We start from the raw sequence: 15,937 nt of genomic DNA, 5'->3' as shown, positions 1-15,937 counted from the left end.
GGCGCACGAGCCGCGCACCCGCGCCGGCGGACACGCCCGCACGGGCGACACGCCGACGAATTCTCGTCGTCGCGCCGCGCGTCCGGCCTCTCCGGCCGCGCACCGCAACCGCACGGCAAACTGAATTTCCGCGTGGCCGAACCGATTACGGTTCGGCCACGCGCCTGTTTCCAGCTCTCGCCAACCGGGCGACCTCCGCGCCGGGATCAGCGCGGACGAAAGCCGGATCCCGCACACTGAGCCCGTGACGAACCATGAGATCGCCACCGTCGTGTGCGCGCTGATCGCGGCCATGTTGATCGCACTGGGCGCCGTGGCCCAGCAGCGGGCGGCCGCGGCGGTTCCCGCGGGCACCTCGCTGCTCGGCGGCCTGCTGCGCAGCCCACGCTGGTGGTCCGGCATCGTCGGCGACGGCGGCGGTTACGCGATGCAGGTGCTCGCGCTGGCATTCGGCGCGGTGCTGGTTGTACAACCGATTCTGGTGACCGCCTTGGTCTTCGCGCTGCCGCTGTCGGCGCGGCTGAACGGGCAGCGGATCACCGCCCGCGCCGCCACGATCGCGCTGATCCTCGTCGCCGCGCTCGCGCTGTTCCTGATCGTGGGAAACCCGACGGCGGGCGAGGACACCGCGCCCTTCCGAGAGTGGTTGGCGCCCTTGGCGATTCTGCTCGGCGTCATCGTGGCCGCGACCGTCACCGGCCTGATCGTCAGCCATCGATCGGGGAAAGCGCTCGCGCTCGGTCTGGCCGGTGGCGCCCTGTTCGGTATCGCCGCCGCACTCACCGACCGCGTGGTCACCCTGTTCGGCGACGGAATCGGCGCGATTCTCGGCGGGTGGCAGACCTGGACGCTGGTGGCCGCGGGACTGCTCGGCGTGTACCTGCAACAGCGCGCGTTCCAGGCCGGACCGCTGTCGGCCTCACTGCCCGCCGCCACCATCGCCGAGCCGTTGGCCGCGGCGTTCCTCGGTCTCACCGCCCTCGATGAGCAGCTGCGCACCAGCGGTTTCGGGCTGGTCGTCGTCGGCGCCTGCGTCGCGGTGATGTGCGCGGCGACCGTGGCGCTGTGTCACACCCGAGCGGTCACCGCCGAGCCGACGCCCTGACGCGTCGCCGAGATTCGCCCGCCGCGGTACTCACAGGGCTACTATCGACCGAGTGCGATTTCTTCCGGGACCCCAGCCGCCGTACGACCTGACCTACGACGACCTCTTCCTGGTCCCGAACCGGACCGATGTCGCGTCCCGGTTCGATGTGGACCTGGCCACCGTCGACGGGACCGGAACCACCATCCCCCTCGTGGTCGCGAACATGACCGCGGTCGCGGGCAAGCGGATGGCCGAGACCGTCGCTCGCCGCGGCGGCCTCGTGGTGCTCCCCCAGGATCTGCCGATCCCGGCCGCCGCCGACACCATCGCGTTCGTCAAGAGCCGCTCGCTCACCGCCGACACCCCGGTCACCCTCGACCCCGATCGGTCGGTGTCGGACGCGGTCGCGCTGATGCACAAGCGCGCGCACGGCGCCGTCGTGGTCGTCGAGGGCGGTAAGCCGGTCGGGGTGGTCACCGAGGCCGCCTGCGCCGATGTCGACCGGTTCGCGCGGCTGCGTGAGGTCGCGTTCACCGATTTCGTCCAGGTGCCCGTCGAGGCGTCCCCGCGCGACATCTTCGACCGCCTCGCGCAAGCGCACGCCCAGCTCGCGGTTCTCACCCATTCCGACGGCACCCTCGCGGGCGTGATGACCCGCACCGGCACCGTCCGCGCCGGTATCTACACCCCCGCCGTCGACGCGAACGGCAAACTGCGCGTCGCCGCCGCCGTCGGTATCAACGGTGACGTGGCCGCCAAGGCGAAGGCACTGGCCGAGGCGGGCGCCGACGTGCTCGTCCTCGACACCGCGCACGGCCACCAGACCAAGATGCTCGAATCCCTGCGCACCGTGGCCGATCTCGGCCTCGGCCTGCCCCTGGTGGCGGGCAATGTGGTCTCCGCCGACGGCACCCGCGATCTGGCCGAGGCGGGCGCGACCATCATCAAGGTCGGCGTCGGCCCCGGCGCGATGTGCACCACCCGCATGATGACCGGCGTCGGTCGCCCGCAGTTCTCCGCGGTGGCCGAATGTGCCGCCGCGGCAAAGGAACTCGGGGTGCACGTCTGGGCCGACGGCGGCGTTCGGCACCCCCGCGACGTGGCGCTGGCGCTGGCCGCGGGCGCGTCGAACGTGATGATCGGCTCCTGGTTCGCCGGCACCTACGAGTCGCCCGGCGACCTGCGCGTCGACCGCGACGGCAACAAGTACAAGGAGAGCTTCGGCATGGCGTCCAAGCGTGCCGTCGCGGCCCGCACCGCCGCCGACAGCAGCTTCGACCGCGCCCGCAAAGCCCTGTTCGAGGAGGGCATCTCCAGCTCGCGGATGCGGTTGGACCCCGAGCGTCCCGGCGTCGAGGATCTCATCGACCACATCTGCTCGGGTGTGCGCAGCTCCTGCACCTACGCCGGGGCTCGCTCGCTGCCGGAATTCCACGACCGGGCCGTGCTCGGCGTGCAGTCCGCCGCGGGCTTCGCCGAAGGTCGGCCGCTACCCAGCGGCTGGTGAACCTCCACACGGCGGCCGATCGACACCCGTCGATCGGCCGCCGTCGCCGTACCGGGGCCGCGCCGCTGACACATCATGGGAGGGCACCGATTACTATGGGATTGCCGATCACGGCACCTGCTCGACTCCCATCTCGAAAGGATCCAGTTGTCACCCGCGTCCAAGGGCGCCACACAGGAGGGCTCCTCTACGGAGCCGGGTGACAAACCCGGCGTCCTCCTTTCCGCAGCGTCTGTTCGATCCCCTGGTTTCCCTGCGGCATCACCCGGGTGGTGCTGAGGATGTCCATCGTGCTGACCGTGCTCAGCCTGCTCGGCTTCGTCGCCCTCACCCTCGGAACGGCACTGTTCGTCGCCGCCGAGTTCTCCCTCACCGCACTCGAACGCAGCACCGTCGAATCGGCCGCGCGCGACGGCGACACGCAGGCACGGCTGGTGAAGCAGGCTCATCACACCCTGTCCTTCCAGCTGTCGGGCGCCCAGCTCGGCATCACCATCACGACGTTGATCACCGGCTTCATCGCCGAGCCCGTGCTGGCTCGACTGCTCGATCCCCTGCTCGACGGCATCGGGCTGAGCGAGCGCGCGGCGCACGGCGTCGCGTTGGCGCTGGCCTTGATCATCGCGACCTCGCTGTCGATGATCTACGGCGAACTGGTGCCGAAGAACATCGCGATCGCCGAGCCGATGCGCGTCGCCCGGATCACCGCGGGTCCCATGATCGGGTTCTCCGCCCTGTTCAAATGGCTCATCCGCTTCCTCAACAACGCCGCCAACTGGGTGGTTCGCCGGTTCGGCATCGAACCCGCCGAGGAGCTGCGCTCGGCCCGTTCCCCCCAGGAACTCGGTTCGCTGGTTCGCACCTCGGCCATGCGTGGCGCGATGGATCAGCGCACCGCGCAGGTGGTGGACCGCTCGCTGGAGTTCGGTGAGCGCAGCGCCGAGGAACTGATGACACCGCGCGTGAAGGTCGAATCGCTGGACCGCCACGACACCATCGCCGACCTCATCGCGGCCGCGGCGCGTACCGGCTACTCCCGGTTCCCGGTGGTCGACGGCGACCTCGACAACACCGTCGGCGTGGTGCACGTCAAGCAGGCGTTCACCCACCCGGGCGAGTTGCGCAAGCAGATCCCGCTCAGCGACCTGGCCGTGGCGGTGCCGATCGTGCCCGCCAGCCTGGACGGCGACGAAGTCCTCGAGCGCGTCCGCGCCGACGGCATGCAGGTGGCGCTGGTCGTCGACGAATACGGCGGCACCGCGGGCATGGTGACCATGGAGGACCTGATCGAGGAGATCCTCGGCGATGTGCGCGACGAGCACGACGAGGAGGAACGCGACGTGCGCCGGGTCTCCGACGGCTGGGACTGCTCCGGTCTGCTCCGCATCGACGAGGTGTCGCGCGCGACCGGCTACGACGCGCCCGAGGGCGAATACGAGACCCTCGGCGGGCTGGTGCTGGCTCAACTCGGCCGCATTCCGGTCACCGGAGACGAAGTGGTCCTGCCCGAATCCCGCGGCGCCGGGGGCGGCTGGATCGCCCGGGTGGAACGCATGGACGAACGGCGCATCGACCGGGTGCGGTTGATCCCCGTCGACGTGGCCAACCTCGCGGCACGGGAGAACGCGCATGGGTGACCTGTTCGGAATCGTGCTGACCGTCGTACTCCTGGCGAGCAACGCCTTCTTCGTCGCCGCCGAGTTCGCCCTCATCTCCGCTCGCCGCGATCGACTGGAAGCCCTTGTCGCCCAAGGCAAGAAGAAGGCCCAGACGGTGATCGAGGCGGGCGAGAATCTCTCGATCATGCTCGCCGCGGCCCAGCTCGGCATCACCATCTGCTCGATCCTGCTCGGCCGCGTCGGCGAGCCCGCGATCGCGCACCTGATCGAGCGCCCGTTCGAACTGCTCGGCCTGCCCGATCAGTTGCTGCACCCGGTGGGCTTCGCGCTCGCGCTCACCATCGTGGTGATCCTGCACATCCTGCTCGGCGAGATGGTGCCGAAGAACATCGCGCTCGCCGGTCCGGAACGCTCGGCGCTGCTGTTGGTGCCGATCCACCTGGTGTGGTTGCGGATCGCCCGGCCGTTGATCGCGCTGTACAACATGGCCGCGAACATGACGCTGCGGATGCTGCGGATCGAGCCGAAGGACGAACTCGACGCCACGGTCTCGACGGTGGAGCTGGCCGAGATGATCGGCGAATCCCGCTCCAAGGGACTGCTCGACGAGGAGGAACACCGCAGGCTCACCCAGGCTCTCGGCACATCCGACCAGATCGTCGGCGACGTGATGGTGCCGTTGGCTCGGGCCAGATCGGTGCCGCTGATCGGCAACGGCACCACGCTCGGCGAGGTCGAGGCTGCGGTCTCCGAAACCGGGTTCTCCCGGTATCCGGTCGCCGCCGCCGACGGCTCCCTGGTGGGCTATCTGCACATCAAGGACGTCCTCGACGAGGTCGCCAACGACAACGCGGGCCCCGACACCGTCATCCCCCGCACCGATATCCGTCCGCTGCCCACGGTGAGCACCGGGACTCCGCTGTACGAGGCGTTGGCCCGGCTGCGCCGCACCAGCAGCCACCTGGGACGGGTGGTCGACGGCCGCGGCAACACCGTCGGTGTGGTCGCCCTGGAGGACCTGATCGAGGAGTTCGTCGGCACCGTGCGCGACGGAACCCACCGCCTCGCCGAATAAGCCCGTGGCAACCCGTACTCGGTGCGGGCGCATCGCGAAACGGCCCGACCACCCGGTCGGGCCGTTTTCCGTGGACCGAGGTGCCCGGTCAACGCTCGACTATCGGTGACCGCTGTTCGTCAGGTCGTCGCGCGAGTGTCCCGAGGCCGTCGATCAGGATGCTGACGGCGACGTCGATCAGTTCGTCGAGCGGCAGTGGCGCCTGCGCCAGCGTCCAGTCCACCATCAGCTCGGTCATGCCACCGGCGAACAGCATCGCCGCGATCGACAGCCGCTCGGTGGCCGGAATTCGAAAATAGGATTCGGCGAAACCGACGATCAACTGGGCGAATTCGTGCATGACCGCGCGGCGGTGCACCTCGAGCGCCGAGCTGACTCCCACGACCTCGATGAAGATGACACGGGCGCGGCGAGGGTCCGCGGCCACCGTCCGGACGAAGGCGTCGACACCGGCGTGGGCCTGGGGCGCCAGCTCGGGTTCGGAAGCCGCGAGCGCGGCCAGCGTCGCGGTGCGAACCTGTTCGATCTGACTGTCGTAGACCGCGATCAACAGTGACTCACGATGGGTGAACGACTCGTAGAAATACCGTTCGGTCAGCCCGGCCTGATCACAGATCTTCTTCACCGAGGACGCGGGGTAACCGACGGTGCCGAAGAGTTCCAGGCCCGCGGCCAGCAGGGCGGCTCGGCGCTGAGCGCTTCGACTCGCCTTGTCCCGCCCGCCGTAGCGGCGCGACGGAGCTGGGTCCTCGGACGGAGCTGAGTCCTCGGACGGAGCTGAGTCCTCGGACGGAGCGTCGGTCTCGGTCACAATCCTCCCGCATCCGGCTACCCGTCCTGGAAAGGCTCCATCTTAGCCATGCGCTCGGGCGGGATCGTGATCGTCCCGTAGTCGAGTCCGCCGTGGGTGAAGGTCGGTACGACCGGCCACTGTCGTTTCCAGTTCGCGCATTCCGACGACGCGACGATCTGCAGCCAGCGCGGGTCGCGCGGTGACCGCGAAGCCATGGTCTTCTCCTTGACCATGGAATCGTACTGATCCAGTGAATCTTCGAGCGTGTTGGCGTTGAGGACGACTTCACGGCCGTAGAACCGCGCCTGCCGCCGAACCCCCGGAATCCTGGACAGTTCCGGCTGCCAGCTGTCGGCCGCCATGCCGTTCTCCGAGGACACCCACACACCGTCGGGGGTGTTCACGCACAGCGAGTGGTTACCGTCGGTATGTCCGGGTGTCCACAGCAGGCTGACGCCGACACCCAGCTCGACGTCGCCATCGAGGACTCGCAGCCGCTCGGCGGGCACGCCATCCATACCACCCTCGACGTACCAGGCCCACTGCATCGGATGCACGGATTCCAGTGTGCCGAGCTCCCTGCGCTGGACGAGCATCCGCGCGTTCGGGAACAGCGGCGCCCGCGCCTGCGACTCACCGTCGATCGGCCGGTCGCTGCCCATGATCATGCGAACGTCCTGCACGTGCAGATGGTCGAAACTGACGTAGTCGACGTCGTCGTTGCACAGCCCCAGCCGGGGCAGCACCGTTTCGGGATCGTTGTAGTACTCGACGAACAACGACTCCGCGCGCAGCGTGCGCGCGAGTCTCTGCAGTTTCGCGTAGAACGGGGCCTTGCCCGAACCTGCCGCGACAGTGGGCTCCCAGACCAGCGTTCGGAGCACGCCGTCGAACCCCTCGAATTGGACCACGAACATCCGGTTGACGATCGAGATCATCGGGTTGGGTCCGATCGAATAGCCCTGGAACGCGAATCGCTGCGGATACGGGGCGGCGGCGATGTCGAAGCTCTTGACCGCGCGCACCTGTCCCTGCCGCAGGAACCGCTCGCGGTAGCGGCGCGCGCCGTCGCGCACCGCCTCGAGCCGGTCGCCACGTGGCCACACGTCGTGGACACCGGCGAACTCCGGTATCGGCCGAATGCCGTCGACAGCGTCGAGTGTCGTCATGTCCGGGTTCCTTTCATCGGCGTGCGTGGAGGTTCGGTGGGCCACAGATCTGGTGTTCATAGTCGTCCCGGCTCGACGAATCATGTACGGCGGCAACCTGATCCGGCACCATGGCGAGCAGGACACGGTTGCGCAGGGTGGCCGGGAGCACGTTCACCGCGCGCAGCAGCGGTCCGACGTAGCCGGGCACTGTCACCTCGAATCGAGGACGCTCGATCGTCTCGACCACGGCGCGGGCGACGGCGGCGGGCTGCAGCAGCGCCACCGCTCCGGTGTCGGTGCCGGTCGCCAATTCGGTGTCGACGACGGTCGGCATGATCACCGAGAGTTCGACCCCGCTGCCGCGCAGTTCGGCACGCACCCCGCTCAGGTATCCGAGAACGGCGTGCTTGGTGGCGGCGTAGGACGACTCACCGGGCGGCGAGAGCTTCGACGCGGCCGAGGCCACGGTGACGATGTGCCCGGCGCCGCGGGCGCGCATGCCCGGCGCGGCGAGGGTTACCCCGTTGATGACGCCGTGGACGTTCACATCGAACTGCCGTCGTCGCGCCGCCTCGGGTTCCCGGTCGAACGGGCCGACCCACAGCACTCCGGCGTTGTTGACGAGCACATCGAGCGGACCCCACTCCCGCTCGACCGCCGCCAGGAACGTCGCGAACGACTCCCGTTCGGCGACATCGAGTCGCAGGCCCACCACGCGCGCGCCCAGTCGGGCGGCGGTGGCGCGGGCCGCCTCTCCGTCGATGTCGCCGATCGCGACCCGCGCACCGGCCTGTGCCAGCTGCGCGGCGATCTCCCCACCGATCCCCCGCGCGCCGCCGGTCACCGCGACGACCAGCCCTGTTATCGACCCTCGCATGTCCGCGATACCTCCGAATTCCCATTTTGACATGAAGTCATGTCAGCAATGTACCGGAGGGCGACAGTTTTTGACATGAACTCTTGTCAGTTGACCCCTTGTCGGCGCAGGATGTGCGGCATGGATCGAAATCTCGACGCGACGCCGTCCCGCGCCAGCCGGATCGTGGCCGCGGTCATGCTGGCGACAGTGCACCGGCTCGGATCGCTACTTCCCGCCACCCGAGCGGGCGCCCGCATCGGTCGCCTGGCCATGCACGGCTTGCGCCTGGCCATGCCGTCGTGGACGGTGGCGCGTTTTCCCGTCCACGACCGGACGGACCCCGACGCCCCCGTACGCGGCGAGTGGGTGAATGCAGTGCCCGAGCCGGGGGAGCCGATCGTCTACTACCTGCACGGGAGCGCGTACTTCTCCTGTTCGCCGGGCACCCACCGGGGTCTGGTCGGGCGGGTGGGTCGCGCGTGTGAGCGCCCCGCTTTCGCCCTGCGGTATCGGCTCGCCCCCGAACACCCGTTTCCCGCGGCTCACGAGGACGCGCTGCGCGGCTACCGCTGGCTCCTCGCCCGCGGACATCGACCCGAGGACATCGTCGTGGCGGGCGACTCGGCGGGCGGGCACCTGGCACTGGCACTGGCCGGCGAACTCACCCGGCGGGGACTACCGCAACCGGCGGGCCTGGTGCTGTTCTCCCCGCTCGCCGACCTGAGCATGCGGCTGGCCGCCACGATGGAACCGGCCCTGCGAGACCCCTACGCATCGGCCACCACGGCCCGCCGACTGATCGGGATGTACGTGGCCGGGGCCGACCTGACCGATCCCCGCCTGGATGTGGCGGCGGGAATCGTGCCCGACTTTCCGCCGATACTCATCCAGGTCGGCGGGCTCGAGGTCTTGCGCGCCGACGCCGACCATCTCGAAGCGGCCGCTCGCCGCGCCGGTGCGCACTGCGAACTGCAGGTCTGGCCCGGCCAGGTCCACGTCTTCCAGGCCGGCTACCTGGCCGTCCCGGAGGCAGCCGCCGCCCTGGCGCAGGTCGCCGCGTTCGTCGCCGCCCTCGATCGGACAGGCGGACCGCCGGATCGGATGCCCGCGTGATCCTCGCCGTCGAGCCCTGCGCGGATACCCAGCGCGCGGCGGATCCTCAGCCGCGTGGCAGCGGGCGGGCGCTGTGCGTGCCCGCCCGCCGTCCGGAGAAGATGCAGTCGGCCAGCGACAGTCCACTGATGTAGGAGTTCGAGCAGACGCCGACCGCCGCCCGGCCCGCCGCGAAGAGTCCCGGTAGCACTCCCCCGCTCTCGAGCCGCACAGCGCCGGTGTCCTCGTCCACCAGCAGACCACCGAGGGTGAGCATCGGCATCGGATAGGTGAGTCGCGCCTTGAACGAGATGTCCAGCAGGGCGAACGGTCCGCTCCGCAGCGGGCGACGGATGTCGTCGGGCTTACCCAGCGGGTCGGGGTCGCCGGTGTCGATGGCCCGGTTGTGCGCGTCGACGGTTTCCCGGAGCGCGGAACCGTCGATCCCCGCCCGGGCGGCCACGTCCTCGACGGTGTTACCGCGCACGCTCCCGAACCGCAGCAGACGTTCGGTCTGCATTCGCTGGAACCACACCGACTGCGCGCCGATCTGCCCTCGAGCTTCGGACGCCAGCTCGGAATCGACGAGCAGCCAGGCACGGTGTCCCGGACTCGCGGCGATGGCCGCACCGAGTGCCGCGCCGTAGCGGGACTCGTCGATCATGCGCTCGCCCAAGGCATTCACCGCGATCGCTCCGAAGAAGGCGCTGGGCGGCGCGATGAACCGCCAGGTCGACAGCGCGTCCATCTTGCCGCTCGCCGCCCCGACGTCGAGCGCCATCGTGATGCCGCTGCCGTCGTCACCGGCGCTACCCAGCGGCAGCCCCTGCGACCACGGGTACCCGGGCGCGTGCCGTGCGACCATCTCCCCGTTCGCGATGAACCCACCCGTGGTGAGCACCACGCCGGACCTCGCCCGGATCCGGACCGGGACGCCGTGCGTGCGCTCGATCCGGGCCAGCAGCTTCTCCACCGCCCGGCGCAGGCCCTGGTGGTACACACCGGGTTTCGCCGAGATACGAGCGAGCGCGGCGAATCGGCGCCGCACCATCGCGGGCGCGTGCGCGATGGTGATCGCCTCGATGCCGGTCACGCGGCCGTCCTCGACGACGAGCCGAGTCGACCTGGTGCCGGTCCGGACACGAACGCCGTGCCGGGCCGCCGACGCCGCCAGCGGTTCGAACAGCGCCTTGCCCGAGACACCGGGACCGTGGGTGCGGTGACCGCGCTGGCGTGGTTTCGCGAGATCCCGGTACCCGCCGGAGTTCTCGCTGCCCGAGTAGTACAGGTAGTAGTCATCGGTCGGGTAGGACGTCTTGTACGGGCACAGCGACGGCGCGAAGGGCACACCGTGCCCGGTCAGCCAGTCGATCATGGCCGGGGACTCTTCGCAGAAACGGCGCAGGGTCGCGGCGCTCACGGCGTCGCCGACCTCGGCCCGCAGATACGCGAGCATGGTGTCGACGTCGTCGTCGATGCCCGCGTCGCGTTGCACCCACGTGCCGCCACCCGCGTACACGATGCCGCCCGACAGGGTCGTGGCGCCGCCGCCCAGATACCGGTCGACGGCCAGCACATCGGCGCCCGATTCCCGCGCCGCCAGCGCGGCGGCCGCGCCCGCTCCGCCGTATCCGACGACCACGACATCGGCTGTGTCATCCCAGGCCCGCACTTTGTACACCCTTCCGAGCACCGGCCGACCGCATTGTCGACCGACCACACCGTTACCGGCAGAACTATAACGTGTTCTAGATTTTTGGCACGCTCCAGTCTCGGAAGGGCGACCCGTCAGGACACCAGTCCACGGCCCGTGGTGAGGGGCAGATCGGTCGCGGTCAGCAGACCCGGGCGGGCTTCGACCACGGCCGCGACGGCGCTGACCAGGCGGGCGGCGGTCCCGACCACGCCGGCGAGCGCGTGGTCGCCGTCGCTGGTGAGCTGGAGGTCGAGTCGGTAGTCGGGTTCGCCCTGGATTTCGACGCGGTAGCCGCCCTTTCCCGTCGGCTGCGGCCACTCGGGAGCCAGATCGGGATGCAGACGGGTGACATGCTCGAGCGTGAGCACCTCACGGTCGGCACGGATGCCGTTGACCTGGAAGCGCAGCGCCGCGGCGGTGCCCACGGCGATGGTACGGGTGCCGATGGTGAGGTCGTCGGTAGCCGGTAGCCGTTCGAAATGCTGTGTCACGGAGTCGAGTTCGATATCGAGTGCGGCGGCGAGCTGTCGGATGACGCTGCCCCAGGCGAGCGTGAGGATGCCGGGTTGCAGCAGCAACGGCAGGTCGTCGAGGTCGCTACCGAACCCCATGATGTCGAAGACGACCTTGGGGTTGTCGTAGGTGGAGTAGTCCATGATCTCCGAGCAGATGATGCGATCGATCCGTTCGGAGCCACTGGAGAGCAGCAGCGGCAGCCAGTCGTTGGCCCAGCCCGGGTCGATCCCGTTGACCCACAGGGACGCACCACCTTCTTCGGCGGCCGCGATGATCGGGGCGATCGCCTCGTCGGGCAGCGTGCCGTACGGGAACTGCAGGAAGACCGGACTGCTGGACACCACATTGATACCGGCGCGCAGAAAGCGTTTCAGGTCGTCGACCGCTTCCATCAACCGGTCGTCGGCCATGGCGGTGTGCACGATGCAGTCGGGCCGCAAAGCCAGCAGGGCATCGGCATCGGTGGTCGCGATGATGCCGGTGTCGACAGCGAGACCGGCGAGTTCGCCCGCGTCCTTCCCGGCCTTGGCGTCACTGGATACCCACACCCCGACGAGTTCGAGTTCGGGCCGGGCGATTATGGAACGCAGTGCTCGCGCACCGACGTTTCCGGTGCTCCATTGGATTACACGGTAGGTCATGTCAGATCCTTTGCGCGGGTGTGGATCACAGGTCGGGCAGGCCGAGTGCGAAGTTGGGGCTTTCGATACCACCGTCGACCTCGAGGATCTTGCCGGTGGTGTAGCCGCCCGCACGGGAGGCGAGGTAGACGATGGCCGCCGCGATCTCCCACGGCTCGCCGAGTCGACCCAGCGGAGTCGCGGCTTCCATCGCGGCCTTGATCTCCGGTTGTCCCGCAACGACATCCAGCGCGGAGGTGAGTACCGAACCGACGGCGATGGCATTGACGCGAATGCGCGGAGACAGGTCCGTGGCGGCCAGCCGGGTCCAGTGCGCGAGGGCGGCTTTGGCGGTGCCATAGGCGAGGAAACCACGGCCCGGGGCCCGGCCCATCATCGAGCAGATGCTGACCACCGACGCGTTGTCCGACTTCAGCAGATGGGGCACCGCAGCCTGCGTGAGCACGTGCGCGGTGGACACATTGAAGCGAAACGCCTCCTCCAGAAACTCCGGGGAGGTGGTCATGAAGGTATTGGGCATGGTGCCGCCGACATTGTTGACCACGATGTCGATGCGGCCGAGTTCGGCGGCGGCGGTGTCGGCGAAGGCCTTCACGGCGGCCAGGTCCGACAGATCCGCCGACACGGTGACGGCACGGCGACCGAGGGCGCGGATCTTCCCGGCGACCTCGTCGAGCTGTTCGGTGGTGCGGGCGGCGATGGCGACGTCGGCACCGGCTTCGGCGAGCGCGAGCGCGGTGGCCGCGCCGATGCCGCGGCCCGCGCCGGTGACGACGGCAACGCGACCGTCGAGCCGGAAGGTATCCAGGATCATGGGCAAGTTCCTCTCCGCTGCGTCCGCATGTGTCTGCGGTCACAGGCAGCTTTAAGAACTATTGCTTAATTGTCAAGGACAAGTACTCACTGTCGCTGGTGAACGACTACTGTCCGGGCTGTGGCAGGAACAGCGGCACGGGAACGCATCATCGTCGCGGCGGAGCGGCTGATCGCCGAGCACGGACGGTCGGTGCCACTGCGCGATATCGCGGCCGCCGCGGGTCAGCGCAATAATTCGGCGATCCAGTACCACTTCGGATCCCGCGACGGGCTCATCGAGGCGGTGGTCGAATTCCGGCTGGCGACGTTGGAGGTGCGGCGCCTGGAATTGCTCGCCGAACGAGCGGGATCGGGTCGGCCACCGGGCCTGCACGGACTTCTCGAGGCCCTGGTGGTGCCGATGTTCGAACTCGGCGAACGACACGGAATCCGGCACTACGCGCGATTTCTCGAACAGATACACCCGCATCCGGCGGTCTCGGACGCGGCCAACCTGGACAGCGCGGGCCGCACGTCGGTCCGCGTGATCATGCTGGGCCTCGACCGCGAGCTCACCACCTTGCCGCCCCGGCTGCGGGTGCGCCGGTTGCGAGCACTGACCACCATGATCTTCGCGCTCCTAGCCGACCATGAGCGCGCGGCGGAGGCGGGCGCGACGCGGGCCGCCGACGCGCACGCGTGGGCGGAGATCATCGACATGCTCGCGGGAGCACTGGCCGCCCCCGTCAGCGCACAGAGCACGGCGGCCCACCACGCGCGGGTGCCACAGTCCGAGGGCTGACCCCTTCGACCGGCTCAGCCGGTCCTGGTCGCCACCGCGAGCGCGAGTTCGGTACAGAGCGTGGCCAATTCGGCGCTCGACTGACGGGGATCGTGCAGCCAGGCCTCGACGAGCTGATTGATCCCGCCGACCACGAACAGCGCTTCCCGACGGCGATCCTCCGGAGCCGCCGGGGTGTCGAGGAACTCCGCGCTGTACTGCACCACGAGATCGGTGACGATGCCGACCGAGCGCGCGCGCAGTTCCTCGAGTCCGGCGGTGCCGTGGGCGTCACTGGTGAGGATGCGGTGGATGCGCGGGTCGTCGGCGATGGCGTCGAGGTAAGCCGTCAAGGCCCGCCGCAACTTGCGCTCGAGGCCACCCGATTCGGACCGGCTGGCCTCGACCAAGGTGGCGGCCAGTTCCTCGTGCACCTGCGCGGCAACGGCGAGCACCAGCGCGTCCCTGGTGGGGAACTGCTCGTAGAAATAGCGCGGAGTCAACCCGGACGCGGCACACACGCGCCGCACGGTGACTTCGGCCGGTCCGGCTTCGCCCCACACCTGCCGACCGGCGGCGAGGAGCTTGTCGCGGCGTTCGTCTCGCCGGTTCGCCGCGCTCATCCCCCGGTAGGGCCGGACCACCTCCGCACGCGCCATTGACAGGACTTTAGCAGGCGTCCTATTTTGGATATCAGTTGTTATCCATTTACCGTCGCTCAACGAGGAGTGCCGATGCGTACCGTTCCCACCCGCCACCCGGACCGACCCCACCGCACCCCCGCGATGGTCGCCGGCTTCGCGGCGACACTGGGTGTTCGCGGCCCCGATGCGGACCAGTGGCGCCGCCTCGGCGAGGGACTGCTCGTCGGCGACGACGCGATGGATCGACTGGTCGAGTGGATGCTCACCGCGGGCAGTAAGCAGATGCGCCCGCTGTTCGATCGCGCACTCACCCACGGCATCGCGGCCGTGCCGGACGCACCGGAGCCGCTGCGCGAGTTCTTCGAGCAGGTCGAGGCGGTACCGGCGTGGGTCGACCACGACAAGCTGGTTCGTGGGGCCAAGGTGCTGGTCAGCAGCGGGGCCGACGGCATGTACATCGCCCGCGACGTCGCCATGCTCGGCGGCTACCAGTTCTCCGGCTTCAACAAGACCCTGCTGCGGACAGGCGCCCTGGAGAAGGGCTCGAATCAACGCTGGGCCGAGACGATGCAGTGGGCGATGGATGTTCTCTCCGAGGACGGACTCGCGCCGCTGGGCCTGGGCTACCGGTCGACGATCCGGGTGCGGCTCATCCACGCGTTCGTGCGCCGCCACGTGGCCGCGATGCCGGACTGGCAGACCGAGGACTGGGGCCTGCCGATCAATCAGACCGATATGGCGGCCACGCTGGTCGGCGCCTTCATCGCACCGGCGGTGGGGGCGATGGGGATGGGCGTGATGCTCACGCCGTCCGAAGCCGATGCCGTCGCGCACGTCGTGCGCTACGTGGGCAGTCTGCTCGGCGTCGAGGAGCAGTGGCTGCCGCTGTCGTTCCGCGACGGCGTGCGGGTCCTGGTACACACGCTCTCGGCGCTGGCGGACCCGGACGAGTCGACGCGCCGGCTCGCGATCCCGATGTCGCGAGATCCGCTGTCGTGGAACTACGACCGGCTCCCCGGCGTGCGGCGCCGGCTCGCCTACGCCCAGCATCTGTCGGTGACCGGAACATTTCTCGGTCGCGCCACGATGCGCGCGCTCGGACTCCCGACCGTCGTGGTGCCCTGGTATCCCCTGCTGCGGATGCCGACGAACCTCGTTCGATCGGCGGCCCGCGTCGCACTGCCCGGCGGACTGGATCGCGCGGCGACGCGCGGTGCGCGCGAACAGGATCGTTTCATGCGCACCCTGGTCGGCGCCCGCCCGGCCATCGGCGCGTCCGCCGCACAACTGACCCGGGCCGCCTAGCCCCCGGTCGCGGCTTTCGCTCCGCCCGACAGGTCAGTGGGGTGAATCGACTCACGCGAGAGCGAGCGGCACGGTCATGAGCCGAGCAGTCGCGCGCCGACTTGTGAGCCTTTGCCCGGCGGCGCGTCGATGTACCGGCGCGCCGCGAATTCGGTGCGCCGCGACGAATGCAGCGTCGCCGAAACGTATCTTGTTGCGCGGAATCCGGTCCGGTAAACTCTGGGCAAACCACGAATACGGATGCTGGACCCCCACAGTCAATTTCACTGAGCACGCGGTTCTCGATGATGCACCACGAACACCGGGCGAACATTCGCGCACGATTCAGGGCGCATAACCCCACTTCACAACTACAACAACCACGGGTGAATCAACT

The 15,937-nt window shown here is 69.1% G+C and carries 14 protein-coding genes; 7 read left to right on the top strand and 7 right to left on the bottom strand.

Annotation, left to right across the window (positions count from 1 at the left end):
- Positions 1-244: 244 nt before the first annotated feature.
- The 4 genes from NA12_RS19060 to NA12_RS19045 all read left to right on the top strand — a co-directional run bounded on the left by NA12_RS19060 (position 245) and on the right by NA12_RS19045 (position 5,288).
- Positions 245-1,105: a DMT family transporter gene (locus tag NA12_RS19060; protein ID WP_165914831.1), complete on the top strand. Its 861-nt coding sequence runs from the start codon at positions 245-247 to the stop codon at positions 1,103-1,105.
- A gap of 52 nt (positions 1,106-1,157) precedes the next feature.
- Positions 1,158-2,594, top strand: coding sequence for a GuaB1 family IMP dehydrogenase-related protein (locus tag NA12_RS19055; protein WP_067452764.1), 1,437 nt, complete (start codon positions 1,158-1,160; stop codon positions 2,592-2,594).
- Positions 2,595-2,875: 281 nt separating this feature from the next.
- Complete coding sequence (locus NA12_RS19050; RefSeq protein WP_067452802.1) at positions 2,876-4,231, top strand: hemolysin family protein; 1,356 nt, start codon at positions 2,876-2,878, stop codon at positions 4,229-4,231.
- Positions 4,224-5,288, top strand: coding sequence for a hemolysin family protein (locus NA12_RS19045; RefSeq protein ID WP_067452761.1), 1,065 nt, complete (start codon positions 4,224-4,226; stop codon positions 5,286-5,288). The genes NA12_RS19050 and NA12_RS19045 overlap by 8 nt, the downstream gene beginning before the upstream one ends.
- A gap of 88 nt (positions 5,289-5,376) precedes the next feature.
- Here NA12_RS19045 and NA12_RS19040 read toward each other — a convergent pair whose 3' ends face one another.
- From NA12_RS19040 to NA12_RS19030, 3 genes are read right to left on the bottom strand one after another with little or no spacing between them, the layout of a single operon-like run.
- The gene (locus tag NA12_RS19040) at positions 5,377-6,099 is read right to left on the bottom strand and encodes a TetR/AcrR family transcriptional regulator (protein ID WP_084472902.1); all 723 of its coding nucleotides are present in this window, start codon (positions 6,097-6,099) and stop codon (positions 5,377-5,379) included.
- Between the two features lie 17 nt (positions 6,100-6,116).
- On the bottom strand, positions 6,117-7,250 hold the full coding sequence (locus tag NA12_RS19035; RefSeq protein WP_067452759.1) for an MBL fold metallo-hydrolase: 1,134 nt from the start codon (positions 7,248-7,250) through the stop codon (positions 6,117-6,119).
- Between the two features lie 13 nt (positions 7,251-7,263).
- Positions 7,264-8,109, bottom strand: a complete 846-nt coding sequence (locus NA12_RS19030) for an SDR family oxidoreductase (protein WP_084472901.1) — start codon at positions 8,107-8,109, stop codon at positions 7,264-7,266.
- Positions 8,110-8,229: 120 nt separating this feature from the next.
- Here NA12_RS19030 and NA12_RS19025 point away from each other — a divergent pair, with 120 nt between their 5' ends.
- Positions 8,230-9,204, top strand: coding sequence for an alpha/beta hydrolase (locus tag NA12_RS19025; protein WP_067452756.1), 975 nt, complete (start codon positions 8,230-8,232; stop codon positions 9,202-9,204).
- 46 nt (positions 9,205-9,250) lie between these two features.
- Here the strand turns inward: NA12_RS19025 and NA12_RS19020 are convergent, their stop codons facing one another.
- From NA12_RS19020 to NA12_RS19010, 3 genes are all read right to left on the bottom strand, one after another.
- Entirely contained in the window at positions 9,251-10,855 is a 1,605-nt protein-coding gene (locus NA12_RS19020; protein WP_067452796.1) for an FAD-binding protein, read from the bottom strand.
- 116 nt (positions 10,856-10,971) lie between these two features.
- The gene (locus NA12_RS19015; RefSeq protein ID WP_067452753.1) at positions 10,972-12,036 is read right to left on the bottom strand and encodes an NAD(P)H-dependent amine dehydrogenase family protein; all 1,065 of its coding nucleotides are present in this window, start codon (positions 12,034-12,036) and stop codon (positions 10,972-10,974) included.
- A 25-nt stretch (positions 12,037-12,061) separates the two neighbouring features.
- Positions 12,062-12,850 (bottom strand): SDR family oxidoreductase, encoded by a 789-nt coding sequence (locus NA12_RS19010; protein WP_067452749.1) that lies wholly within the window; start codon positions 12,848-12,850, stop codon positions 12,062-12,064.
- Positions 12,851-12,970: 120 nt separating this feature from the next.
- Here NA12_RS19010 and NA12_RS19005 point away from each other — a divergent pair, with 120 nt between their 5' ends.
- Entirely contained in the window at positions 12,971-13,633 is a 663-nt protein-coding gene (locus NA12_RS19005) for a TetR/AcrR family transcriptional regulator (protein WP_067452746.1), read from the top strand.
- Positions 13,634-13,647: 14 nt separating this feature from the next.
- Here NA12_RS19005 and NA12_RS19000 read toward each other — a convergent pair whose 3' ends face one another.
- The gene (locus NA12_RS19000; RefSeq protein ID WP_067452743.1) at positions 13,648-14,271 is read right to left on the bottom strand and encodes a TetR/AcrR family transcriptional regulator; all 624 of its coding nucleotides are present in this window, start codon (positions 14,269-14,271) and stop codon (positions 13,648-13,650) included.
- 75 nt (positions 14,272-14,346) lie between these two features.
- Between NA12_RS19000 and NA12_RS18995 the strand changes: the two genes are divergently transcribed.
- Positions 14,347-15,561, top strand: a complete 1,215-nt coding sequence (locus tag NA12_RS18995; RefSeq protein WP_067452739.1) for an oxygenase MpaB family protein — start codon at positions 14,347-14,349, stop codon at positions 15,559-15,561.
- Positions 15,562-15,937 lie beyond the last annotated feature (376 nt).

This window comes from Nocardia alba NBRC 108234 (genome assembly GCF_001612665.1).
Taxonomy (GTDB): domain Bacteria; phylum Actinomycetota; class Actinomycetes; order Mycobacteriales; family Mycobacteriaceae; genus Nocardia; species Nocardia alba.
The sequence above is the reverse complement of the archived record's forward strand: the minus strand, read 5'-3'. Positions and strand labels throughout refer to the sequence as shown.

Coding starts and splice junctions, on each gene's coding strand:
- NA12_RS18995 (WP_067452739.1), top strand. CDS start 14,347: ATGCGTACCGTTCCCACCCGCCACCCGGACCGACCCCACCGCACCCCC.
- NA12_RS19010 (WP_067452749.1), bottom strand. CDS start 12,850: ATGATCCTGGATACCTTCCGGCTCGACGGTCGCGTTGCCGTCGTCACC.
- NA12_RS19050 (WP_067452802.1), top strand. CDS start 2,876: ATGTCCATCGTGCTGACCGTGCTCAGCCTGCTCGGCTTCGTCGCCCTC.
- NA12_RS19030 (WP_084472901.1), bottom strand. CDS start 8,109: ATGCGAGGGTCGATAACAGGGCTGGTCGTCGCGGTGACCGGCGGCGCG.
- NA12_RS19045 (WP_067452761.1), top strand. CDS start 4,224: ATGGGTGACCTGTTCGGAATCGTGCTGACCGTCGTACTCCTGGCGAGC.
- NA12_RS19025 (WP_067452756.1), top strand. CDS start 8,230: ATGGATCGAAATCTCGACGCGACGCCGTCCCGCGCCAGCCGGATCGTG.
- NA12_RS19015 (WP_067452753.1), bottom strand. CDS start 12,036: ATGACCTACCGTGTAATCCAATGGAGCACCGGAAACGTCGGTGCGCGA.
- NA12_RS19035 (WP_067452759.1), bottom strand. CDS start 7,250: ATGACGACACTCGACGCTGTCGACGGCATTCGGCCGATACCGGAGTTC.
- NA12_RS19000 (WP_067452743.1), bottom strand. CDS start 14,271: ATGGCGCGTGCGGAGGTGGTCCGGCCCTACCGGGGGATGAGCGCGGCG.